Source organism: Vibrio orientalis CIP 102891 = ATCC 33934 (genome assembly GCF_000176235.1).
GTDB lineage: Bacteria > Pseudomonadota > Gammaproteobacteria > Enterobacterales > Vibrionaceae > Vibrio > Vibrio orientalis.
Genome location: NZ_ACZV01000003.1, coordinates 156697 through 179981 on the forward strand (window position 1 = coordinate 156697; position 23285 = coordinate 179981).

The 23285-nt window shown below is 42.4% G+C and carries 25 protein-coding genes; 6 read left to right on the forward strand and 19 right to left on the reverse strand.

Features of this window, described 5'->3' with window-relative positions; all coding sequences use genetic code 11:
- Positions 1-3: 3 nt before the first annotated feature.
- The 3 genes from VIA_RS02800 to VIA_RS02810 form a co-directional block, all read right to left on the reverse strand.
- Positions 4-585 (reverse strand): acyltransferase, encoded by a 582-nt coding sequence (locus VIA_RS02800; RefSeq protein WP_004416785.1) that lies wholly within the window; start codon positions 583-585, stop codon positions 4-6.
- A 186-nt stretch (positions 586-771) separates the two neighbouring features.
- Positions 772-2046 carry a Vi polysaccharide biosynthesis UDP-N-acetylglucosamine C-6 dehydrogenase TviB gene (gene tviB, locus VIA_RS02805; protein WP_004410805.1) on the reverse strand — a complete coding sequence of 425 codons (1275 nt, stop codon included), beginning with the start codon at positions 2044-2046 and terminating at the stop codon, positions 772-774.
- A gap of 18 nt (positions 2047-2064) precedes the next feature.
- Positions 2065-3105, reverse strand: coding sequence for a Gfo/Idh/MocA family protein (locus VIA_RS02810; protein ID WP_004410807.1), 1041 nt, complete (start codon positions 3103-3105; stop codon positions 2065-2067).
- Between the two features lie 495 nt (positions 3106-3600).
- Here VIA_RS02810 and rfaD point away from each other — a divergent pair, with 495 nt between their 5' ends.
- Positions 3601-4542 (forward strand): ADP-glyceromanno-heptose 6-epimerase, encoded by a 942-nt coding sequence (gene rfaD / locus VIA_RS02815; protein WP_004410809.1) that lies wholly within the window; start codon positions 3601-3603, stop codon positions 4540-4542.
- An 86-nt stretch (positions 4543-4628) separates the two neighbouring features.
- Positions 4629-5585, forward strand: a complete 957-nt coding sequence (gene lpxM / locus VIA_RS02820) for a lauroyl-Kdo(2)-lipid IV(A) myristoyltransferase (protein ID WP_004410811.1) — start codon at positions 4629-4631, stop codon at positions 5583-5585.
- Positions 5586-5614: 29 nt separating this feature from the next.
- Here lpxM and VIA_RS02825 read toward each other — a convergent pair whose 3' ends face one another.
- The 4 genes from VIA_RS02825 to VIA_RS02840 are packed head-to-tail and all read right to left on the reverse strand — an operon-like array spanning position 5615 to position 9258.
- Entirely contained in the window at positions 5615-6583 is a 969-nt protein-coding gene (locus VIA_RS02825; RefSeq protein ID WP_004410813.1) for a glycosyltransferase, read from the reverse strand.
- 13 nt (positions 6584-6596) lie between these two features.
- Entirely contained in the window at positions 6597-7079 is a 483-nt protein-coding gene (coaD, locus tag VIA_RS02830; protein WP_004410815.1) for a pantetheine-phosphate adenylyltransferase, read from the reverse strand.
- A 25-nt stretch (positions 7080-7104) separates the two neighbouring features.
- Positions 7105-8160 carry a glycosyltransferase family 9 protein gene (locus VIA_RS02835; RefSeq protein ID WP_004410816.1) on the reverse strand — a complete coding sequence of 352 codons (1056 nt, stop codon included), beginning with the start codon at positions 8158-8160 and terminating at the stop codon, positions 7105-7107.
- Positions 8161-9258 (reverse strand): glycosyltransferase family 9 protein, encoded by a 1098-nt coding sequence (locus tag VIA_RS02840; protein WP_038210995.1) that lies wholly within the window; start codon positions 9256-9258, stop codon positions 8161-8163.
- Positions 9259-9327: 69 nt separating this feature from the next.
- On the opposite strand from VIA_RS02840, the gene VIA_RS02845 reads away from it, so the two are divergent.
- A complete protein-coding gene (locus VIA_RS02845; protein ID WP_004410822.1) occupies positions 9328-10047 on the forward strand; it encodes a 3-deoxy-D-manno-octulosonic acid kinase in 720 nt (239 codons plus the stop codon).
- A gap of 67 nt (positions 10048-10114) precedes the next feature.
- On the opposite strand, the gene VIA_RS02850 is transcribed toward VIA_RS02845, so the two are convergent.
- From VIA_RS02850 to radC, 12 genes are all read right to left on the reverse strand, one after another.
- Entirely contained in the window at positions 10115-11005 is an 891-nt protein-coding gene (locus VIA_RS02850; RefSeq protein WP_004416789.1) for a hypothetical protein, read from the reverse strand.
- A 2-nt stretch (positions 11006-11007) separates the two neighbouring features.
- The gene (locus VIA_RS02855; protein WP_004410827.1) at positions 11008-11748 is read right to left on the reverse strand and encodes a glycosyltransferase family 25 protein; all 741 of its coding nucleotides are present in this window, start codon (positions 11746-11748) and stop codon (positions 11008-11010) included.
- A complete protein-coding gene (waaA, locus tag VIA_RS02860; protein WP_004410829.1) occupies positions 11748-13043 on the reverse strand; it encodes a lipid IV(A) 3-deoxy-D-manno-octulosonic acid transferase in 1296 nt (431 codons plus the stop codon). The genes VIA_RS02855 and waaA overlap by 1 nt, the downstream gene beginning before the upstream one ends.
- Positions 13043-14095, reverse strand: a complete 1053-nt coding sequence (gene waaF / locus VIA_RS02865) for a lipopolysaccharide heptosyltransferase II (protein ID WP_004410831.1) — start codon at positions 14093-14095, stop codon at positions 13043-13045. Before waaF ends, waaA begins: the two co-directional genes overlap by 1 nt.
- Positions 14096-14098: 3 nt before the next feature.
- Positions 14099-15025 carry a glycosyl transferase family 90 gene (locus VIA_RS02870; protein ID WP_004416792.1) on the reverse strand — a complete coding sequence of 309 codons (927 nt, stop codon included), beginning with the start codon at positions 15023-15025 and terminating at the stop codon, positions 14099-14101.
- The gene (locus tag VIA_RS02875; protein WP_235801286.1) at positions 15022-16254 is read right to left on the reverse strand and encodes an O-antigen ligase family protein; all 1233 of its coding nucleotides are present in this window, start codon (positions 16252-16254) and stop codon (positions 15022-15024) included. The genes VIA_RS02870 and VIA_RS02875 overlap by 4 nt, the downstream gene beginning before the upstream one ends.
- A complete protein-coding gene (locus tag VIA_RS02880) occupies positions 16202-16960 on the reverse strand; it encodes a glycosyltransferase family 25 protein (protein WP_004410836.1) in 759 nt (252 codons plus the stop codon). The genes VIA_RS02875 and VIA_RS02880 overlap by 53 nt, the downstream gene beginning before the upstream one ends.
- Positions 16961-17075: 115 nt before the next feature.
- Positions 17076-17882 (reverse strand): bifunctional DNA-formamidopyrimidine glycosylase/DNA-(apurinic or apyrimidinic site) lyase, encoded by an 807-nt coding sequence (gene mutM / locus VIA_RS02885; RefSeq protein WP_004410837.1) that lies wholly within the window; start codon positions 17880-17882, stop codon positions 17076-17078.
- 20 nt (positions 17883-17902) lie between these two features.
- The gene (locus tag VIA_RS02890) at positions 17903-18385 is read right to left on the reverse strand and encodes a hypothetical protein (protein WP_004410838.1); all 483 of its coding nucleotides are present in this window, start codon (positions 18383-18385) and stop codon (positions 17903-17905) included.
- Positions 18386-18689: 304 nt separating this feature from the next.
- A complete protein-coding gene (gene rpmG, locus VIA_RS02895; RefSeq protein ID WP_004410866.1) occupies positions 18690-18860 on the reverse strand; it encodes a 50S ribosomal protein L33 in 171 nt (56 codons plus the stop codon).
- A gap of 13 nt (positions 18861-18873) precedes the next feature.
- Positions 18874-19110: a 50S ribosomal protein L28 gene (rpmB, locus tag VIA_RS02900; protein WP_004410867.1), complete on the reverse strand. Its 237-nt coding sequence runs from the start codon at positions 19108-19110 to the stop codon at positions 18874-18876.
- 276 nt (positions 19111-19386) lie between these two features.
- Positions 19387-20055 carry a RadC family protein gene (gene radC / locus VIA_RS02905; RefSeq protein ID WP_004410868.1) on the reverse strand — a complete coding sequence of 223 codons (669 nt, stop codon included), beginning with the start codon at positions 20053-20055 and terminating at the stop codon, positions 19387-19389.
- Between the two features lie 234 nt (positions 20056-20289).
- On the opposite strand from radC, the gene coaBC reads away from it, so the two are divergent.
- The 3 genes from coaBC (at position 20290) to VIA_RS02925 (ending at position 23160) form a co-directional block, all read left to right on the forward strand.
- Positions 20290-21495, forward strand: a complete 1206-nt coding sequence (coaBC, locus tag VIA_RS02915) for a bifunctional phosphopantothenoylcysteine decarboxylase/phosphopantothenate--cysteine ligase CoaBC (protein WP_004410871.1) — start codon at positions 20290-20292, stop codon at positions 21493-21495.
- A gap of 115 nt (positions 21496-21610) precedes the next feature.
- Entirely contained in the window at positions 21611-22201 is a 591-nt protein-coding gene (gene slmA / locus VIA_RS02920; RefSeq protein WP_004410873.1) for a nucleoid occlusion factor SlmA, read from the forward strand.
- A gap of 5 nt (positions 22202-22206) precedes the next feature.
- Positions 22207-23160, forward strand: a complete 954-nt coding sequence (locus VIA_RS02925; RefSeq protein ID WP_004410874.1) for a Kdo(2)-lipid IV(A) acyltransferase — start codon at positions 22207-22209, stop codon at positions 23158-23160.
- Positions 23161-23285 lie beyond the last annotated feature (125 nt).

Genomic DNA, 23285 nt, shown 5'->3' on the forward strand with positions numbered 1-23285 from the left:
TCTTTACTCAGAAAACAATGTAACCGTATCGCCATTTAGGACGTACTTCTCACCAGTATGCTGACAAACGGCTGTTCCAGCACCTGATAGGGGTAAATCTATTTGTTCACCGTATTTACTCATCCAACCAATTTGCTTGGCAGGTACACCTACCATCAGAGCAAACGCTTTCACATCTTTGTTGACAACAGCGCCGGCACCAACCAGCGCATACTCACCAATTTCAATACCACAAACAATTGTACAGTTAGCACCAAGGGTCGCTCCTTTTTTAACTGTTGTAGTGAGGTATTCATCCTTTCTTTCAATGAAAGAACGTGGGTTATATACATTTGTGAAAACCATACTTGGTCCACAAAACACATCATCTTCTAATACCACATTGTCATAAACAGACACATTATTCTGTACTTTGACGTTGTTCCCTATTTGAACTTTGTTTCCAACAAAGACATTCTGTCCTAAAGAAACACCACTTCCAATTAAGGCACCGCCACACACATGTGCCCAATGCCAAACTCGAGAATCTGCACCAATAACGGCACCCTGATCAATTATCGCGGTATCATGCTTGAAAAAGCTCATAAAATTTAGTCCCTACTCATAAAAACTAAAGCAAAAATTTAACGTACTCTATCGGTTCTCTTCACCAAGCTTTGCCCATCCCCAGATGAGTGCCTAACTTACAGGTTCACTCATCTAGGTATGAGATACCCGCTAAAAATCGGTCAACAAAAACATCGGGCTAAGAAAAAACAAATACTCTGAACTTTACAAACGTAAATCAGCCTCATCTACTTTTAGTACATGCTTAACATCATAAAGAACGTGCTCGTTCTTACCATACTTGCGAATTGCCTGACTTCCCATTGATTTAAATTCGGAATGATCTACAGCAAGTACAATTGCATCATATTCTCCTTCATTTGGAGAATCGATAAGTTCGATGCCGTATTCACCTTTAACTTCATGCTTATCAGCCCATGTATCAAATACATCTACTGACATATTAAAATCTTCGAGTTCTCGGACAATATCGATGATCTTGGTATTGCGTACATCAGGGCAATCCCCCTTAAATGTAAAACCCAAAACCAGCACTTTAGCTTCATCAATATGAATTTTCTTACTTGCTACTTTTTTTACTAACTGAGTAGCAACATACTCACCCATTCCGTCATTAATACGACGACCAGCTAAAATCACTTCCGGCCGATAACCGACCTCTAGTGCTTTGTGAGTTAAGTAATATGGATCTACACTGATGCAATGGCCACCAACTAATCCTGGTTTAAACGGCAAGAAATTCCACTTAGTACCAGCGGCTTTAAGTACCTCTTCAGTATCAATACTCAGCCTATTAAATATCTTTGCGAATTCATTAATGATTGCAATATTTAGATCTCGCTGCGTATTTTCAATTACTTTTGCGGCTTCTGCCACTTTAATCGATGATGCTTTGTGAGTCCCTGCCTCCACAATAGTTCTATAAACCTCATCCACATATAAAGCCACTTCATCTGTAGAGCCTGAAGTAATTTTCACTATTGAAGTCAGTTTATTTACTTTATCACCTGGATTGATACGTTCTGGGCTATAACCGACAAAAAAGTCTTGATTAAACTTCAATCCAGACAATTTTTCGATTATTGGTACACATACCTCTTCAGTTGCCCCAGGGTAAACAGTCGACTCAAAAACAACAGTATCGTTTTTGCTAATTACTTTAGACAAAGCTTCTGATGCTTTTTTAAGGGGACTTAGATCAGGAATGTTTTCTTCAGTAATTGGAGTAGGAACAGTAACTACGTAGAAATTACAATCCTTGATATCTTCTAATTCTGAAGTGTATATTAGCTTGGTCGCTTGCTTTAATTCTTCTGGAGAACACTCTAGAGTCGAGTCTTGGCCTCCGCGAAGTTCGCCTACTCGTTCTTTATTAATATCAAAGCCACATGTTGGGAATTTTTTACCAAATTCAACGGCTAAAGGCAAACCAACATAACCAAGTCCGACTATACCTATTTTTAGAGTTTCAAATGCCATTTTTACATCTCAGATAAATTATAAATTAAGTGGTAATCCAATTTCTTTTCCATCGCGAGCTGAGCGATAAGTACTTATAAGAAGCTCGAGAGACTTAAGGCCTTCTCGACCATCAGTTTCTGGCTTTGCTTTGCCACGAAGTACATCAGCGACATTTTGGAAATAAGGTGGGTGTCCAAACCCATACACTGAAGTTGTCTGATAGTTCGCGTTTTCTATATCTTTGTCGTAGTCTCGCTCATCAGCGAAGTTCCACTCTTGAATATCATTTACTGCAACACCACCAACTCTTACTGAACCATTCTCACCCAAAATGGTAATGGACCCCTCCAAATTATTAGGGTAAGTACACATTGTCACTGCCATCGAACCTAGAGCACCGTTACGCCATTTTATGTTTACTACGCCAGTATCTTCTACTTCGATATCTCGACTTGTTGAAGTCATCGCATGGAGCTTCTCAACTGGACCAATAAGCCAATGTAAAAGGTCTACGTAGTGAGTTGCTTGGTTCATAAAAGCACCACCGTCCATATGCCAAGTACCAGACCAATCAGCACGATCATAGTATTCTTGTGGGCGCGTCCAAAACACGTTTAGGTGCACCATATGAATCTTACCGAAACGTTTTTCTTCGACTGCCCTCTTAAGCATCTGTAGAGTAGAGTTTCTGCGATTTTGCTTTACTACAAACAATTTAACATTAGCGGCATCACAAGCATTAACCATTGCTAAGCCATCTTCCCATTTAGTGGCCATCGGCTTTTCCGTAATAACATGTATACCTGCTTCAGCTGCTTTGATAGCTTGTCCAGAGTGAAGCCCACTAGGAGTACATAAAGTGACAAGATCTAACTTTTCCTTAGCGATGAGCTCGTCAAATGAGAGGTATCCAGGTACGCCATATTGCTCCTGATGATGGTTTAATACCTCTTCATTATTATCGCAAACAGCGACTAATTCATATTCTGAAGAGAGTTGCTCTATTGAACCGAAGTGGTTCTTTGAAATTCGCCCACAGCCAACTACAGCAATCCTAATTCTTTGATCTTTATTCATAATGTATCTTCTCTAAACTATAAGCCTTACAAAGATGGATGCCCCTTGAACGTTACCAACTCCGCAAAATGCAATACTAAATTAAAGGGGAATATCAGGAAGCGTGCTCCTGCTTGCCTAACACAGTGATATCTCAATGTGCTTTTGAGTCGAGACAAAGGTAATTTATCAAAGCTTGAACTACGCTAAATCACCTTTTCTGAATTACAGAGGGGCTGTCTAACAGCATCACGGCTATCCAAAGTTTGTGGGGCAAAAGTTTACCATGGAACAAAGCCAAGATTAAAGTTATAACCTTAATACGATTTATACAATACTCAGGTCATTGACAAAAAAAGTACACCAATCACATTTTCCATATAGTTGAAGCACTCTAGCAACGTCGACCTTCATTATTATAATGCCATACGCATTCAGCCAGTTCTGACGGAATCTATCAACCTATTAACATACTTGTTATACTCACCCTAAATTCGTAAATGGGTGAATAGTATTATGATCATCGTAACTGGCGGCGCTGGCATGATTGGCAGCAACATCGTTAAAGCACTGAATGAAAAAGGCATTAACGACATTTTGGTAGTCGACAACCTTAAGAATGGCAAAAAGTTCCAGAACTTGGTTGATTTAGACATCACAGACTACATGGACCGTGACGATTTTCTGACTCAAGTCATGGCCGGTGATGACTTTGGGCCTATCGAAGCTATCTTCCATGAAGGTGCTTGTTCTGCTACGACAGAGTGGGATGGCAAGTACATGATGCTCAATAACTATGAGTACTCAAAAGAGCTACTGCATTTCTGTTTAGAACGAGAAATTCCGTTCCTTTATGCCTCTTCAGCTGCAACTTACGGTGAAACGGATACTTTTATTGAAGAGAAAGAGTACGAAGGCGCATTAAACGTATACGGCTATTCAAAGCAGCAGTTTGACAACTACGTACGCCGCATTTGGCAAGACGCTGAAGAACATGGTGAGCAACTGCCTCAAATTACTGGTTTCCGTTACTTCAACGTGTATGGTCCACGAGAGCAACACAAGGGCTCAATGGCATCTGTTGCCTTCCATCTAAACAACCAGATGAACGCAGGTGACAATCCAAAGCTATTCGCAGGAAGTGAGACTTTCAAGCGTGACTTCGTTTACGTAGGCGATGTTGCAGCAGTAAACTTATCATTTTTAGAAAGTGGCCAATCAGGTATCTTTAACCTAGGTACAGGTAATGCGGAATCTTTCGAAGAAGTGGCTAAATCGGTGATTAAGTTCCATGGCAAGGGAGAAGTTGAAACTATTCCATTCCCTGAGCACCTTAAAGGCGCATACCAAGAATTTACTCAAGCAGACCTAACAAAACTGCGTGCAGCAGGCTGTGATCACCAGTTCAAAACAGTCGCCGAAGGCGTTGCTGAATATATGAGCTTGATTAACAGCTGATCGAACTATTTGCTGATTGAAAGCCAAGACGTTATCTTAGCAATAACTCTTGGCTTTTTTCTTTTCTTGTCAGATAAAGGTTTTTCGTGACTACAGATCGCAACGACTACGACCCTAAAGCATATAACCCAACATTCCAGAAAGCGTTCCTTGCTCCCAAACATTGGGGTACATGGCTTGGGCTATTAATTGGGTTACCTATTTCTTTACTCCCTAACTCAGTTAGAGCTACAGTGGCATCCTTTGTCGCAAAGAAACTATGTAAAAAGCAAAAGGGCTCTATTCAAAAAGCTCGTATTAACTTATCGCTTTGCTTCCCAGAAAAGTCTGAGCAAGAGCGTGAAGCTATCCTAGAGAAATGCTTAACGACAGCCGGAGCATTTCTACTAGGCTTTCCCGCTATCACTCTTAGAAATAAAAAGTGGCTTGAAAAGCATTCTGAGATAAAAGGAATTGAACACCTACACACACTAAGAGATAACGATCAAAGTGCTATTTTACTCGTGCCACATTCTTGGTGTATTGATATTCCAGCAATCTTACTAGCATCACGCGGGCTACCAGTGTCTGCGATGGCCAATAGCCAGAAAAACCCTTTAACTGATTGGCTGATGCATAAACAGCGAGTCCAATATGGTGGCCGAGTTTATGACCGAAGTGGTGGTATCAAACCATTTATTAAATCGGTAAAAGATGGCTATTTAGGTTACTACCTACCGGACCAAGACCACGGCCCTGAACAAAGCGTTTTCGTTGATTTCTTCGCGACAGAAAAAGCCACACTACCGGGGCTAGGTAAGCTAGCTAAAGTGAGCCGCGCCAAGATTGTTCCGACTTTTGCCAGCTACAATATTGAAACTGGCAAATATGAGATTGAGATAAAAGCGCCGATTGAGGAGTTATCTGGCGATGAGCATAAAGATGCTCGAGTAATGAATGAAGTGGTCGAGCAATTTGTCAATCCGCGTCCAGAGCAATATATGTGGATACTCAAATTACTCAAGACACGCAGAGATGGCAACGACCCCTATGTAGGTTACTAGTCATAGACGGGCCACGCACATGCGTGGCCTTACTTTATGTAAGGTAAACGCTTAAAGTCAGTAATAATTTTGCCTAATTGAGGATTAAGCACCTCGCCTGAAACCACCTTCTCATACATAGCAACATACGCTTTCGCCATTACATCCGCATTGAACAAGTCTCGAGCATATTCATGACAAATAACCGGAGTAAAACTTGAAGAGGATCCAACAGCTTCAATAAGCTCTGATTGTTTATCAGATAAAAAGCCTACATCACGACTCACAAGTTCAGGAAGTGAGCCATAAGGAGTGCCAAACACAGGGCAGCCGAAGTAAAGGCTCTCAGTGATAGCGAGTCCAAATGGTTCATGCCAAGTCACAGGGAAAATTAACCCCTTAGATTTGGTCATCACTTGCGACTTTGTCGTATCATCCACCATCCCTAAGAAACGGACATGACGGTCTAGTGTCAGGCGAAAGCCCATCTTGAAATTGAGTCGGTGGCCACCCAGAATATCGAGTTGCTCACCAGCGCGCTTGGTTATATCAATCGCCCCTTGAACATTCTTAACTCGCCATGCTGCCTTGCCTAAAAAGTGAAAGCGCTGTCGGTCAGCATTTAGGTTTGGTGTGAGGTAGTTATCCCAGTTTAAGCCGTTGTGCACATAAGCTTGCGCTCCGTGATTACGAGCATGCTGCGAAGAGACAAAAATAGTATTTGGATCGATAGGTCCGTTTGAGTTGCCGTGTTGAGTCATCACGTAAGGACGCGAAATAGGCTCAAAATCACCATGGAAATGCACGACATCAACATCACTAGGGATTTGATTTTCAAGCGGCATCTCTGAGTTATACTCGATTACCCTAGCCCAATCACAAACCGTTCCTTTACCAGCAAGAAGCGTAACTTGATGACCTTGCAGATGAAGCGCATAGACAAGGTCCCATATTACACGCTCAGTGCCACCGTAATTCACTACAGGCAAAGTCGCATGAGTATAAATCAGTATGTTCATTCGACTCTCTTTACTATTTAGCCGCTAACTTTTGGGTAATCGCACGATGAACGCACTTTGGAACAAATTGCTCTACTTCACCACCATGAATCGCGACTTCACGAACAAGAGTAGAAGAAAGAAACGCATACTCTTCAGCAGGTGTAAGAAACAAGCTTTCAAGTTCTGGTTTTAGACGGCGGTACATGGTCGTTAAACCAAATTCATACTCAAAGTCCATCGTCGTTCTTAGACCGCGAACCAATATCGTCGCTTTCTTTTCTGTGGCAAAATCAACCAGTAAACCACTAAAACCATCTACTGACACATTGTTTAGTTCCGAACAGGTTTCTCTCAACAGTGCTACTCGCTCCTCAAGAGAAAACAGAGTATTTTTGCTCGGGCTTTCTGCAACACCAATAACGAGGTGATCGAACATACTCGCTGCTCGTTTTACTAAGTCGTAATGACCATTGGTCACTGGATCGAAAGTGCCTGGGTAGATGGCGATACGCATAACTATCCTATATATATTCCGTTTCTTATTGCACCGCTGACTTTTCAGCTTGTGGTACAGTCAATACTTTATCTAATTGCTGCTCGACTAACTCAACAGAGATGTTCGACATTAAGTCAGCTCCTTTTACCCTCGCGCCCCAAGGTAAATCAGAGACCGCTTTACCATATTGGGCTTCTGCAACTTGCTCATAAACTGATGCCACATATGGCAAGCCATTATAAGGCCCTGTTCGGCGAGGATTACTGTGGGCATAGAGACCAATAACAGGCGTGCCTTGCGTCGTAGCAATATGGGCGGGACCTGAATCTGGAGCAATCACAACTTCTGCTTTTGAGAGTACCGCCGTTAATTGCTTTAAGTTGGTCTGGCCGACTAAATTGTGAATCGATGTCTCTGCAAAACCTATGATGCTATCAGCTAGACGATGCTCTCTATCAGTAGGGGCACCACAAAGCACGACTTGGTAACCTTTTCCCGCCGCATAGTCAGCAATACTCGCATAACGCTCCGGAAGCCAATTACGTTCATCTTTGCTGGCTGCTGGACTAATCACAATATAGGGTTTACTACCAAGTTGAGCCAGCGTTGAATAATCGCTATCTGCGAGGGGGATATTCCATTTAGGCTCTTGAGTCGGGCAACCCAAGTACAAGGCAAACTGAGCGAAATTATCCAGGACATGGGGGGCATCAGTTGCAGGCAACTTAACATTAGTAAATAGCCACTGACCTTCTTTTGCTCTACTCCAGCTAAATCCAACTCGCTTTTTAGCTTTGATCCTAAGTGTTAACAGACTTGCTCTTAGTGCGACCTGCATATGTAATAGGTAATCAAAGCGCTGCCCTTTAAGCTGCTGCCATACCTCTTGCATTCCTTTAAAACCGCGCTTTTTATCGAAAACAACAACGTTAATACCTTCAAGGTCGCCCAATAATTGCGCCTCAATTTTTCCCATTATCCAAGTAATATTGCAACTCGGGTAACGTTGTTGAATCTGCTGCACAACAGAGAGGGCATGACAAACGTCGCCAATTGCAGAGAGCCTCAATACACAGATACTTTGTGGTTCAGGAATCATTTACTCGCTCTCTTGCAAAGGAATCATTGACCTAACAGCACCGACGACAGCATCAGGGGTGATATCTTGTAGGCATGGAGAATATAAATCATCACTGATCTTACATTTATTGCCATAACAAGGTACACATTCGCGTGGTGACTGAACCAAACGAATATTCCCCACAGTTTGAGAAGGCGTGCCATTAGTATAAAGATTATTATCCACATCGACCGGCAAGGCGTATGGCCAAGGTGACCACATGCTCGCAGGTGCAACACTGATAATCGAAACAATTGGGATGGGGTAGCCTGATGCCATATGCCCAGGCCCACTGTCAGGACCAACAAAGCCTTGGCTCATTTTTAGCAAGCTTGATGTTTGAGCAAGAGTTAATTGCCCAAGAACACTCACTAGATTTGGTGATTCAGGTAAAGCGGCAAGAATCTCTTCCACGATCATTCTATCGCGTGGAATATCAGCCCCAGTCAGCACTATCTTGTATCCATCCTCTAATAGCGCTGTTATCATCTCTAGCCAATAGTTAACTGGCCATTGCTTAATTTCATTGGATGATGGCGCATGGACCACAATGAAAGAGTCGGGTAGTTTCTTGATTACCTCATTAGGTAACGCTTCTTCTGGAGAAATGAGTCGAGGTTCGATCTCAACCCCTATCAATTTCAGCATCCGCGCGGCGCGGCTCATCTTATGTTCAAAACGATGTTGCTCAACAATATGATGATTAAAGATAAACTTCTTTAACCAGGCGCCGCCAAGAGATTCATCCACAGCCCCTAAGCGCTTTTTACCAAACACAAAGCTGTAGATAGCAGTACGATCATTGAGCATTTCATTGACGACAAGATCATAACGCCCACGCTGACGAAGAATGCGCAAGTAATCTTTGACCTTTGGACGAGGAGGAATTTCAACCAGTTCATTAATGTCTGGGTTAGTACCAAACACCATCTCACCTCTCGCATTCACAAGTACGTCGATTTGAGCGTTTGGATACGCTGCTCGAAGGCTACGAGTAAAGGTTGTGATCAACAAACTGTCTCCAATGCAGTGTGTTGCGATGACAAGAATCTTTCGATAATTATTTGAGAGGCTCATTTGTAGCAAGTGTTTGATATAATCATCCGTCTAGTATGCCACAAACTAACCAAGTCGAGACAGAGATAGATGTTCAAGCAAACACAAATCAATAACACCACATACTGGCATGACCCTTTGCTTTTGCCAGAAAATGTTGAACAGGCTTTCTCTATCGAATACTGGCAAGTGAACAATGCTGTGACCGGCAGCGCTCAAGGCCGCGGCACAACTTGGTTTGTACAAGGCGAACAAGGTGAGTTTGCACTAAGGCATTACCGCAGAGGTGGGCTATTTGGCAAAATCATCAAAGATAGCTATTGGTTTACCTCACTCGAAGAGACACGCGCCTATCAAGAGTTAAAACTATTACGCCAGCTAATCGAGTGCAATGTAAACGTGCCAGTACCTGTTGCAGCACGAGCTACGAAAAGCGGCCTAACCTATCAAGCAGATATTATTGTTCAACGAATCAGCAATGCTAACGACCTTGTCGGATTGCTATCTCAACAAGTGCTATCTAAAGAGCTCTTTAAGAAAGTTGGTTGGGAAGTAAAGAAAATGCATGATGCGAGCGTCAATCATACCGACCTTAATATTCACAATATTCTGATCGACCAAAGCAACCAAGTTTGGATTATCGACTTTGATAAGTGTAAGAGGGAAGAAATAGATAATGGCTGGAAGCAGAGCAATCTAGAACGACTCAAACGCTCTTTTGACAAAGAAGTTCGTCTCGGTAAAATCCAGCTCCCAGATTATGCTTGGACAAGCCTAGAAGAAGGCTATCAGAGTAACGAAAACGTATAAGGCGTAGCTCTCATGGCCATACTGTGGTGACAACTGCTGGGCTATGAGAGTCCACCGCTCTCGAAGTTTACTCTTCTTTCAATCCAAAAAGCTTACGCAGCTTTTTCTTCTTTTTGTATATATGTCCGCGAATCACCTCGGAAAGCGGACGAGTAAAACTGACATCTTTTGCTAATTTGATCTGCTCTTCAAAAGGTTTATTACCATGCGAAACAAAAAAGCTTTCTAGCACTTTTCGTCCCCAGTCCTTACGACCGCTGGTCGAATAATGCTTTAGCCAATCTTTACTTGGTACTAATGTCACTTCGCGGCTCAAAGCTTCTGACAGAGCAAACTGCTCCAATGTATGAGCTTTGCAGCCACCATTACGCAGCGCTTTGATAAGTTGATCAGCATAATCAAATGCCTTCAATTGCGCGCCTGTAATTCCGATAACAGCCGAAGCCCACATTGTCGACTTGTCATTGACGCTATAAGTCGAGCCATCCTCAAGATCAAAGGTTTTGTTACGAATAACGGCGTATTCATTAGTGTCAGGCAGAGAGTTGATTACCACTTCAGGAAAAAACATCAGAGACTGCTCTGAAGCAATGGAATCAAAGTAGATATTTGTCGGCTGCTCAAAATACGTATCAGTATCTAGGAAAAGTAGCTTATCTTCTTCTTCTAACTCTAACTGTTCACCAATGTACTTTAAGCCTCGGTTTTTGATTCTAAAGTGATAAGTATTATTTAGGCTCCACTCACTCTTTTGATCCGCATTAATTGGGAAAAGATGAATAGGCAATCCCGAAAAATGCTCCGTTTCTTCTGCAAGAACAACGACCTCAGGCCTAGAACGTTCGTCTCCTTGCCAATTAGCTAAGAAAGACAAGATGCAGAAGCGAGCTCCCTGATAATAGGTCTTATCATTGCCATAAATGACAAAAGCTAAGTATTTCTTTGCTGTTCTAGTCATGTTCAGTACTTCGTTACGTTTTCAAATAGAGCTTTTTGCTTTTTACTTACATGGCTTCGAATATGTGTTCGATAGCCTTCTTTAAACCAACTTCTAACCGTTGCGTATATACCTGAAGTACGCCCACTCAATTGACTTTCAAACATACCAACTTTACTACCCTGCTTCACTACAGGAGGGTGTACCCAATACAGGTTAAATTGAAGTTCATCAATCTTATCGCCAATTAAGCCATCGATTGGCGTATCAATCTGTTGAGATTCGATGTATTCGACCATTTTTTTCGCAAAGACTAAATCAAAAACATAGCCTCCGCATAGCTTGTTCACCTTACAAGGGTATAAGCATTGGTTTGATTTTCTTACACTTAGCGGTACCGAGTTAGATGCTTCCTCAATATTAGCGAAATAATTACTCCTACCTTCTAACTCTGACAAAATGAGGGAAAAGTCTTGAGTGAAACTATCAACCAGTAACGCGTCATCTTCTAACACTAAGACTTGTTCTATGTTTCGTTCAACCGCTTCTTTCATCACAAGATAATGCTTATAGAAACAAGATTTTTCAGCCAAAGAGAGCTTCGAACCAAAGAATTCATGACGTACAGCATCACTCAGATCATCGATATCACCTCGAAGCATATACTCATACTCATTGATACCTCGAGAAGGAAGATGACTATCAATATGCTTACGTCGTTCTTCATAGCCTTTGCTGACGTGAATGATGAATGTTTTGATCACTAAGAACTCTCTATAACTCTGTTGATAATATCGACACTACGCTGAAGCGCACCTTGGTTTTGCTCTACAATGGATAAAGCAGCTCTACCACCTTGTTCTAACTTTTTAGGTGACGATAAGCATTCAATAACCTTGCTGGATAATTGCTCTTCATCCTCGACGACTTCTAAAGCTCCTTCGGCGACAAGCTTCTGAGCGAGGTCAGCAAAGTTATAATAACTTGGCCCAGTAATCGTCAGCTTAGAGAGCATAGCGGGCTCGATAAAGTTATGCCCACCCACCTTATCTCCGATCAGGCTGCCGCCCATAAAAACAAGCTCGCTTGCGGCAAGAAACTTGATCATTTCCCCCATAGTATCACCCAAATAGACATCTGTACCTTCAGGTAATCGCTCTAAGCTTCCGCTACTTCGCCGAACCAAAGATAACTGCTGATTTTTTACTAGTTCAGCTACAGAGTCAAAACGCTCAGGATGGCGTGGAACCAGTACAAGTAGTAATTCTGGATGTTCCAATTTTGCAGATTTAAAAGCAGAAAGGATTTGTTCATCTTCACCGAGGTGCGTGCTTGCTGCAACCAAGACCTTGCGGTTATCTCCAAATTGAAGCTTTAGCTCTTGGCCTTGGTGGTATGCCTCTTCGTCAACTGTCACATCATACTTAATCGAACCAGTATCAATAACCTTATTACTACTGATTCCTAATTGTCGAAAGCGCTCAGCATCATCACCGTGCACTGTCATTATTATCGACAATTTCTGCAATATTGGTGTTATCAGCAGGCTAAGCTTTCGATAGTTTGAAAATGACTTTTGAGATAGGCGCCCATTCACAAGCACCATAGGTACATTGTGCGAAGCGACTGTATGTATGGTGTTAGGCCATAGCTCTGTTTCAATAATGAGCATTGCTTCAGGCTTAATAGCGTTAAGAAACTTTCGTACACACCAAGAGAAGTCTATAGGCATATAGCGATGAGTAGTATGATTACCCAATTTAGATACTTGCTCAGCGCCAGTACTGGTTGTCGTAGTAACAAGTAGCTGCTTCCCCGGGTATTGCTCTGCTAAGCGATTAACTAGCCCCTTACTCGCCAGAACCTCCCCGACAGAAACAGCATGAACCCAAATTACACCTTTTTTCTGAGTATCAAGCTTAGGTGTAAAACCAAAATGCTCTTTCCATCGCTGCCCAAACTTGGGTTTATTAGGCTTTGAACGATAAAGCCCCCAAAGCAGCAAAGGGCTAACACATGCTAGTAACAAGGTATAAGCTAAGCGAACCAATACTGTCATTAACCCACTACCAACGCATCAAGTTTTGTAATTGCCTCAATAACCTTCTCTGGCATAAGTTCTTGTAAGCATTTAAGGTGCTGCTTAGGACAAGTACGTTCAAAACAAGGACGACATTCTATATCTGTATTTAGAATAGCCAGTTTGTCAGTGAGTGGCGGGGTATATTTCGGGGAGCTTGAACCATATACCGCGACTACATTACAGCCAACCGCAGCGGCTACATGCATTAGTCCAGAGTCATTACTCACAACTGTTTGACATGCCCCAATCAAATCAACAGCTTGAACTAAAGAAGTACTACCCGCTAGGTTATAGCAATGTTGCTGGTTCTCAGAAGCGACCTGTTCGATAATGGCAGAAGTCACTTCACGATCCTTTGCTGAGCCGAATAGCCAGACTTGGTAGCCCTTACTAATCATCTCTGAGGCCACACGAGCAAAGTGCTCCTCTGGCCAACGCTTAGCTGGCCCAAACTCAGCTCCTGGACATAAACCAAGAATCGGACGCCCTTCAGTAAGCTCAAACTGCTGCATTGCTGCTTGCTGAGTTTCTGCCTGTAAACTTAAAGCTGGATACGGCAAATCTTTCAACTCACCTAAACACCCACTGCCTGTCATCGCAGATTTTGAGTGAGCTAAAGCAACATAGCGCTCTAGCATATATTGGAACGACTTTTTATTGGTGCGAATATCATTGAGAAGACCAAAACGCATTTCCCCTTTCCAGCCAACTCGTTGAGGAATTTTAGCGAAAAATGGGATCAGTGCTGACTTAGCTGAATTAGGCAATACATAAGCTTGAGTGTAGTTTGGACTTCTTAATCGCTTACCCATTTGGTAACGAGTTTTAAGGTCAAATTGTCCATGACCAAGCGGCATCTCTAGTGCTTTATCAACTTGTGGCATTCTCTCAAGAATGGCTTTACACCATGCTGGTGCTAGCACGTCGATCTGTGAGTCTGGATACTGCTTTTTAAGCTCAATATACAGGCCCTGAGACATGACCATATCACCAACCCAAGAAGGGCCTACGATTAGAATTTTTTCCATTGCTTACTTTTTCTCTAACTGTCCGGATAGCTCGAAGTATCGTTCTAGTGTCTTAATGCATACTAATTGCTCTAGCTTCTCATCTTTAAACGGAGCGATATAATCATGAGCATTTTTGACGATTTTTTCAGCTTCTAGTGGATTATCGATGTAATACTGAATCTTTTCTTCAAAATCAGACCAATCATCTTTCACTTCAATATAATGAACACCCGCTTGAAGAGTGCCTTCCATAAACCAAGTTTCAAACTTCATTTTAGGAGTAACCACAACTGAATTTGAAGACATCGCCCACTTTAAGTTGGAGGCAACATCATTTCCTTCTAAACAAATCAAGAACTTATATTGAAGCTGCTCTTCAACAGACATAAATGGCTTTTGCCACTCAGGGTGTTCGTCTGAGCTGTTTGACTGGCCCGCATCAACCAAGGGGTGGTCAAACATTTCTTGCATAAATCGAATACGATGTGGTTGGGTGACCGCACCTCGAAATACTGCAGCATCTTTTTTATCAGCAAAACTAAGCTGATCTTCAACAAAACGAAAGTGCCTGCGTTTATCGAGCTTAAACAACACAGAGTTGTTATTGTTACCTTCGATTGGCCTAGCTTTAAAGAGCGTAGGAATTGGTTCTATGTGTGTTTCATCGCCAAAATAGTAATTAAATCGATATGACTTAGGGAAGTAGTGCAGAAACTCTTTTAGATCAAAGTAGTAAGATGTGTAACCTTTACGTTTGTAGTCAGAAATCTTTGTAACTTTATTACCAATAACAAAGTTACTATCTAGCTTGCAATAATAATCTACCCTAGTCTGTATACAATCGTTATGGTCAGCGTAAGTCTTTTCTAGTGCTCGCTTTCGAAAATCAAACAAAAATCTTGGCATAATTTCTAAAAAGGCATGCTTGAGATAGTATAATATTTTCACTCCCTCTCCTTTTCATTAGACAATATCATGGTAACGCTACCAATGATAAACATATAATAAATTGCTGCTTGTGAATTAATAAACGGGGCGTCAGAAAAATTGCATATTGCCACAAATAATGCAGGAGCCCAGAGTAAGACCGCACCTCTCTCAATCGTATACTGCCGAGCCTTCCATATTGGGTAAAAAAGAAATGTGAGAAAAATCAACCCTCCTAATAAACCGTAGAGAACAAATTTATCTACATACCCATTGTGGAATGTCATGGATATAAGTCGATTTAATGAAGGAGTGATTCTTTTTTCATATTCCAACTTATCAAACTCTATCTTTATATCTTTACCATAGCCAAGCATTGGGTTTCGCTGCCAAAGTTCTATTCCAATTCCAACCATTTGTAAGCGAACTCCTATAGATGAGTTAAGGTGCCCTTGCTCGATCAAGTGATATTCCTGAATTGTCCTTTCAATTCTATCCTGTATCACTGGTAGCTTAAATAGCCCCCCAACACCTACCACCAAACACAAAAGTGTTAATACACATAACGCCCAGTTTTTTCTGTATGAAACATATAGCAACAAAAGGAACACAACAACTATTAGAGCAATCAAAGGCCCTCGAGACTGACTTAACAATAAACCAGCCATAGATAACGTTACTGCAACAATAAGAACAATGGTATTTTTCTCCTCAAAGCGAGTTAATAGTAACCCCAAAGAAGAGATTGAAACCAAACCACATATGGTGGCAAATGGAATCGCATTAATAGGCCACTCACCACGGAATAAACTGACATTAATTTGATAGTAGTAGCTGTATGAGCTACAAGAAATTGAAGCGATGAATAGAAGCCATTGCATAGCACTCTTAGTATAAAAATTCTTTGGGGTCGTTAAGAATAAGAACAACATTACTAATGTCGCTCTTAGTTCTCTTGAATCAAAGCCGTATACCTCATATGCTAACGCACCAAACAGGCCATTAATAAAGAGTAATTTAACCCAAAAACTACTTTTTAAGTTGTCTTTGATGATAGCAAAACGAAAAACAAATAGAGAAAGTGCAGCAATAACTAATACAATTGGAACAAGGCGCATATCCCCATCCCCATCCCATAACATCCCTGTTGTAATCCATAGAACTGGGGCTAAAAATAACAATGATACTGCTTTTCTGTTATTTATGAAGTTTAACATTCTCAAATACTCTAAAGACTCGCTTGTTGACATGACTCCACACATATTTCTTATGGTAATTCTTGATATAATATCTAATCTTATCAATAGCCCCCGTACCTTCAGCATTAATTGCACTAGCAAAAGTACCATTCTTGCTACCTTGCTGAACTAGAGCAGGTTGAGACCAGTAGATATTAAAACCAATGACATCTCTCATTTCACTTTGATAAACATCTACTGGAAGGTGAATAGGATGAGTCTGCAGGTAGTCATACAATTTTTTTGCCGCTGCATAATCGATAATATAACCACCCGTCATTTTCGTATAGTTAGCTAGATAGACATGCTGGTTACACTTACGGAATTTAAATGGAACGCTCAAATAAGCACTCTCAATATTTACGAGATAATTAGACTTACCTTTCAATTCTTCAATAATTTTTTCTAGCTTTTTTGAAAAATCATAGGTTAAATAAGCATCATCTTCTAGCACCAAAGCGAAAGGAACCTCTCGCTCCACAATAGCTTTATAAGTTAAATAATGTTTATAGAAACATGATTGCTCTGCAGGGCTCTGAGGACTACCTCGGAACAAATTTTCTAAAACTTCCTCTGTCAAATCCTTAATATCACCATCAAGCATATACTCGAAGCGTTCCAGACCTGACTCTGGTAAATGTTTGTCGATATGCTCTCGTCTTTCGTCATATCCTTCACTTACGTGAATAACAAACACATGCTCAATGGGTTGCACCATTTAAGGCATCTCCTACAACAATATGGGGCGAAACAAAAGAACAGATTATATCTTGAGTGGGCATATGTTTCACGCAATCTTAGTAATACTGTGTAAGAAAACGGGAGCCTTGACTTTACTTCTGGCACTCACCACAAAAAAACGTATTCCTTTGACCTATCTTTTGCTCTGAGATCGGCTCTCCACAACTTGGGCAAGGTTCACCAGCTTTGCCATAGACTTGTAGCTCCTGAGCAAAATAGCCCGGTTTTCCATCAGCTTGAGCAAAATCTTTGAGGGTTGTACCACCTTGCTTGATGGCGGTATCGAGGACTTGCTTAATCTCACTGACAAGTAACACCCACTCTTTTTTGGTGATCTTACCTGCAGGACGAGTGGGATGAATTCTGGCGCTAAATAAAGACTCGTTGGCGTAGATGTTCCCTATACCTACAACCACCTTGTTATCCATAATGAATTGTTTAACCGCGACACGCTTCCCTTTGGCTTTTTCAGCTATGTAGTCAGCATTAAATTCATCGGTCAAAGGCTCGGGTCCCATGATACCTAACGCAGTATGGTTGCCATCTTCCGTCCATAACCAAGCACCAAAGCGTCTTGGATCGTTATAACGCAGCACTTTGCCATTGGTTAGCTTGAGATCAACGTGATCATGCTTGGCTGGTGCTATTTCAGCATCCAGTACTCTCAGAGAGCCCGACATACCTAAGTGGACAATTGCGCAGCCAACATCAGTTTCAATCAGCAAGTATTTGGCTCGGCGAGAGATGTTACGAATCACCTGCCCTTCCATCTGCTTTAACTCTTGGGGAATATCCCAACGCAGCTTCGGAGTGCGAAACGTCAGCTTGGCAACGGTTTCTCCAATTAAATGTGGAGAGATTCCCATCCGGCTGACTTCTACTTCAGGCAATTCAGGCATAACAAAGTCCTATGATGTGGTTATTCAGGCATAAGATAACGAGGTTCGACTGAGATTGCTATCCACTTGCCCTGCCAATTTTTCAGCAGCCAAAACTGCTGAGTTTGGTAAAAAGTGATCCTTTGTGGTTCTTCTTGATCGAAATACCACACTTCGATAGTTTCAGGTGAACCTAATTGAGGCTTCAAATCGTCAAAGCTTTGTTGATTAATCTCTGTACCCACTAACTCTTGCCAGCGCTTTACGAGGTCAGCTTCTGGAATCACACTTGGAATAGAGCTGCGCCAACGACCTTGGTTATTTTCTAATGACCAATTAGCAAAATGTAGCGCTTGAAGATCTTGATTTGGATTGAGTAGATAAGGATGCTGACTGACAACCGCTGGTTCATCAATTAAGTAGGTCTTGATTATCGTGGGCAGGTTGAGCAAACCAATAAAGGCGATAATGCCTAGAATAAGGATATTGTTCCAACGTCGACGACGCCTTGGTGAAACTCGCATGATTGATGTCTTCACTGCTATTAACTATCTCAAAAATAGCAGAAAAGAGGAAGGGAGGCGAGGTATGTTAAATCTTACCTATATCCAAGATTGTCATCCTCAAGAGAGAAGGACGAACAAGTTGGGGATTTCATTAGCTTAGTAACGGATTCAAAAGATTCCCTACTCTCTCCTTCGTCGTTCTATGGAATGGCACTCATGCTAAGCAACATTCCTAGATGTTACAGGCAATAAAAAACCCAACCATATTGCTATGGTTGGGTTTCAATTCACGCTTCCCGAAGGAAGTTCAAAGAAGAATCAATTACTTGATTTTAGCTTCTTTGTACATAACGTGCTGGCGAACTACTGGATCAAATTTCTTGATCTCAAATTTGCCTGGCATGTTACGCTTGTTCTTATCAGTCGTGTAGAAGTGACCAGTACCTGCAGAAGATACTAGACGGATTTTCTCACGTACGCCTTTCTTTGCCATTGTCTATTTCCTCTTAAACGTTTTCGCCGTTTGCACGGATATCAACAAGAACAGCATCGATGCCTTTCTTGTCGATGATACGCATACCTTTAGCAGATAGACGTAGTTTAACAAAACGTTTTTCGCTCTCTACCCAGAAACGATGAGTTTGTAGGTTCGGCAGAAAACGACGCTTAGTAGCATTGCGTGCGTGTGAACGGTTGTTACCCGTTACTGGACGCTTACCAGTTACTTGGCATACTCGTGACATGAATGTCTTCTCCAAAATCGTTTCAGCTCGATATCAACCTTGGTGGCCGAACCTCTCAGTTTCTAAATTAGAAGTTTGAGGTCTTATACCGCTATGGAAACCCATACAAGGCTATCAAAGGTCGCGCATTATACTAACTTGAGTAGCATTGCTCAAGACCCGAACAGATCCTTTTTACAGGTTTTCCTGATCTTTTTTAGGCAGAGCTGATTTATGTGCTAAAAAATGTCGGGGGATTGTAGCAGAAATCAGCGAACTCACAACAAAAAATGTGATTTAAATCCAACCACGTTCTGCGAAGGAAACAATTTCACCATCTCCAACGACAAAATGGTCTAAAACACGAATGTCGACTAAGGCCAATGCGTCAGTAATTCGTCGAGTTATCCTACGGTCGCTCTGGCTAGGCTCAGCAACGCCTGAAGGGTGATTATGAGCAAGAATTAAAGCTGCTGCATTATGCTCTAGTGAGCGCTTCACCACCTCTCTAGGATAAACAGAGGCCGCATCTATCGTGCCTTGGAATAGTGGTTCGCCACAAATAACTCGGTGCTGATTGTCTAAAAATAGCACATAAAACTCTTCACGCTGCTTATCCCTTAGTAATCCAGATAAATAAAGCTTGGTCTGCTCAGGGCTTGTCAGCGCCTCACCACGCTTAAGTGTTTCCGCTAAATAGCGCTGAGTCATCTCTAATGTCGCTTGCAATTGAACAAACTTGGCAACGCCCAAACCTTTGTGGTGACAAAATTCATCAAGATCGGCTGAAAACAGTGCTCTTAATGAGCCAAACTCCTTAATAAGGTGGTCTGATAGCGTTAAAACATTCATTCCCTGCGTTCCGGTGCGAAGAAATATGGCTAATAGCTCTGCATCAGTGAGTGAATGAGGACCATGAGAGAGTAGCTTCTCGCGTGGCATTGATTCTTTGGGTAGTGCATTCATTTATAGACTCTCTGACTAATTCGTGGTGAAGAGAATACTTAAGCAACAACGAACAGCTGAAAGTGAACCGCTATAACACGAGCTAACTCCGCACATTCAAGGTACGAATTGTAATCAAAGTAGGCCGTTTCGCGCGCCTGCTCATATTTCAACTTCAATATCTCAGATACCGAAACTAGGCACGTAAATAGCAGCCATGGTATCTTACGGGCAGAATTTTTAAGGAAGATCATCATGCAAACACTCGCTGGCAAAAAGATCCTTTTGGGCATTAGTGGTGGCATTGCCGCATATAAATGTGCCGAGCTGACACGCCGTCTTATTGAACGTGGCGCCGAAGTTCAGGTTGTCATGACTAAGGCAGCAAAAGAGTTTATTACTCCGTTAACCATGCAAGCCGTCTCTGGCAGACCAGTATCAGATAATTTATTAGATCCTGCTGCTGAAGCCTCTATGGGGCATATTGAGCTAGCGAAATGGGCTGATTTAGTATTACTTGCGCCCGCTACTGCTGATCTTATCGCGCGAATGAGTGCAGGCATGGGCAATGATTTGCTTACTACACTGGTTTTGGCTACTGACTCCCCTATTGCCGTTTCTCCAGCGATGAATCAACAGATGTATCGTAATCTCGCGACTCAAGAGAATATAGCCACACTTGAGCGTCGAGGAATGCACATTTGGGGACCGGCTGCGGGCGAGCAAGCGTGTGGTGATGTCGGTCCAGGTCGAATGCTTGAGCCAATGCAGCTTGTTGAGCGCTGTGAACAGTTCTTTGCTGATAAACCTCTGCAAGGTAAGTCAGTACTCATTACCGCCGGCCCAACCCGTGAGGCAATTGACCCTGTACGTTATATCTCCAACCACAGTTCAGGCAAGATGGGATTTTCATTAGCACAAGCGGCAACTCAGCTTGGTGCAAAAGTTACTTTGGTTTCAGGCCCTGTTTCACTGGCAACTCCGGCTAACGTTCAACGTATTGATGTCGATAGTGCTCAAAGCATGTTTGATAACGTGATAGATAACGCGACAAAGCACGATATCTTTATTGCTTGCGCAGCCGTGGCCGATTATCGCCCGCAAACTATCGCTGAGCAGAAAATCAAAAAGACCGATGACAGTGACCAAATGACCATCACTATGGTCAAGAACCCCGACATCGTTGCTTCAGTTGCCAAACTTAGCGAATCAAGACCGTTTACTGTTGGCTTTGCAGCAGAAACTCAAGATATCGAACACTACGCTCGCACTAAGCTTGCGAAGAAGAACCTCGACATGATTTGTGCCAACGATGTCTCAGTAGAAGGACAAGGATTCAACAGTGACGACAATGCCATCACCATGTACTGGAAAGATGGTAAGCAATCACTTACCCTAGCGTCCAAGCAACAGATTGCATCACAAATCATCCTTACTATCGCAGAACGACTAGAAGCCTAAACGGCCATTGCTCTCATTGAGCGATCAGCTGCGACAAGTAATAGAGCTTACAATATTTGGCTCCGAGGTTAACGGAGCCTTTTAATTCAGAATGGTAATAGAAGGAAAAGAGTTCATGGCCGGAACAAGAAAATCCAACCGCCGGGAAGAAATTTTGCAAGCATTAGCGGAAATGCTGGAGTCCAATGAAGGCGCTTCTCGCATCACCACAGCAAAACTGGCGAAACAAGTTGGTGTTTCTGAAGCTGCTCTGTATCGCCATTTCCCGAGCAAAGCTCGAATGTTTGAAGGATTGATTGAGTTCATCGAAGAGTCATTAATGTCGCGCATTAACCGTATCTTAGATGAAGAAAAAGATACCCTGACACGCATTCGACTGGTACTGCAGTTGATCTTAGCTTTTGCAGAACGTAACCCAGGTCTTAGCCGCATTCTTTCAGGCCACGCTTTGATGTTTGAAAATGAGCGTCTACGCGAGCGTATCAACCAACTGTTTGAGCGTATCGAAACCTCTATTCGTCAAATTTTACGTGAACGCAAGTTACGTGAAGGTAAATCTTTCCCTGTTGATGAAAAAATCTTGGCGGCACAGCTACTGGGGCAAGTTGAAGGCAGCCTTAACCGCTTTGTACGTTCTGATTTTAAATACCAGCCTACTGCTAACTTCGAAGAGTACTGGGCTCTGCTAAGTGCACAGATTAAGTAATCGCTATGAAAAAAAAATCGACCGTTGAGAAACCTAAGTTCACGCTAACTCTCCTCCACCCTAAGTATTGGGGTGTATGGTTTGGTTTCGGCTTACTAGCCCTTATCGTTAACCTGCTACCTTATGCGGTGCTTTATCGTATCGGGCGTGGCATTGGCAAGCTAGGCATGAAAGCGGGCAAATCGCGTGTCAAAGTGGCTCGTCGTAACCTCGAGCTAGCATTTCCAGATATGGAGCACGCTGAACGCGAGAAAATGGTCGAAGAAAACTTCAAAAATACCGGTATGGCGTTAATCGAAACAGGTATTACTTGGTTTTGGCCAACATGGCGCTTTAAACGTATTCTCGTTGCTAAAGATGTTGAAGAACTCAAGCGTTTAGATAGTGAGGGTAAAGGGGTATTACTCTGCTGTGTCCATGCGTTAAACCTTGAAATTACCGCCCGTGCTTTTGGCGCCTTAGGCTTGCAGGGTTATGGTGTTTATCGCCCTCACAGCAACCCAGCTTACGAATTTATCCAATACCGTGGACGCTCACAAAATGGCAATCAACTTGTCTATCGCCGTGATATTAAGCAGATGATCCGCGTGATGCGTGATGGTGAGCGCTTGTTCTACCTTCCTGATCATGACTACGGCAGAAATAAGTCGGTTTTCGTACCCTTCTTCGCTATAGAGGATGCTTGTACCACCACAGGGACCAGCATTCTTGCCTATACCAGCAAGTGCGCCATTGTCCCAGGCTCTGGGTTTAGAAATGCTCAGGGTAGATACGAAATCATTGCTGATAAGTCGATTGAGGCTGATTATCCGCAGAAAGATGAAAAAGCGGCAGCGGCTTATATGAACAAGTATGTTGAAGAGTTGATTCTTCGAGCTCCCGAGCAGTGGATGTGGCTACATAAGCGCTATAAGACCATGGAAGATGAAAGTGTCGAGAGAGGGATTCGATACAAGTAGTCTCGATTAAAAAAACAAAGGGGCTGATGTTTACGCATCAGCCCCTTTTCGATTCAATCGCTAACAGTGTCATTCCCGAAAGGGAGGCTCGACCGAGTTGGGAATCTTTTCAAGCGAGTAGCAAA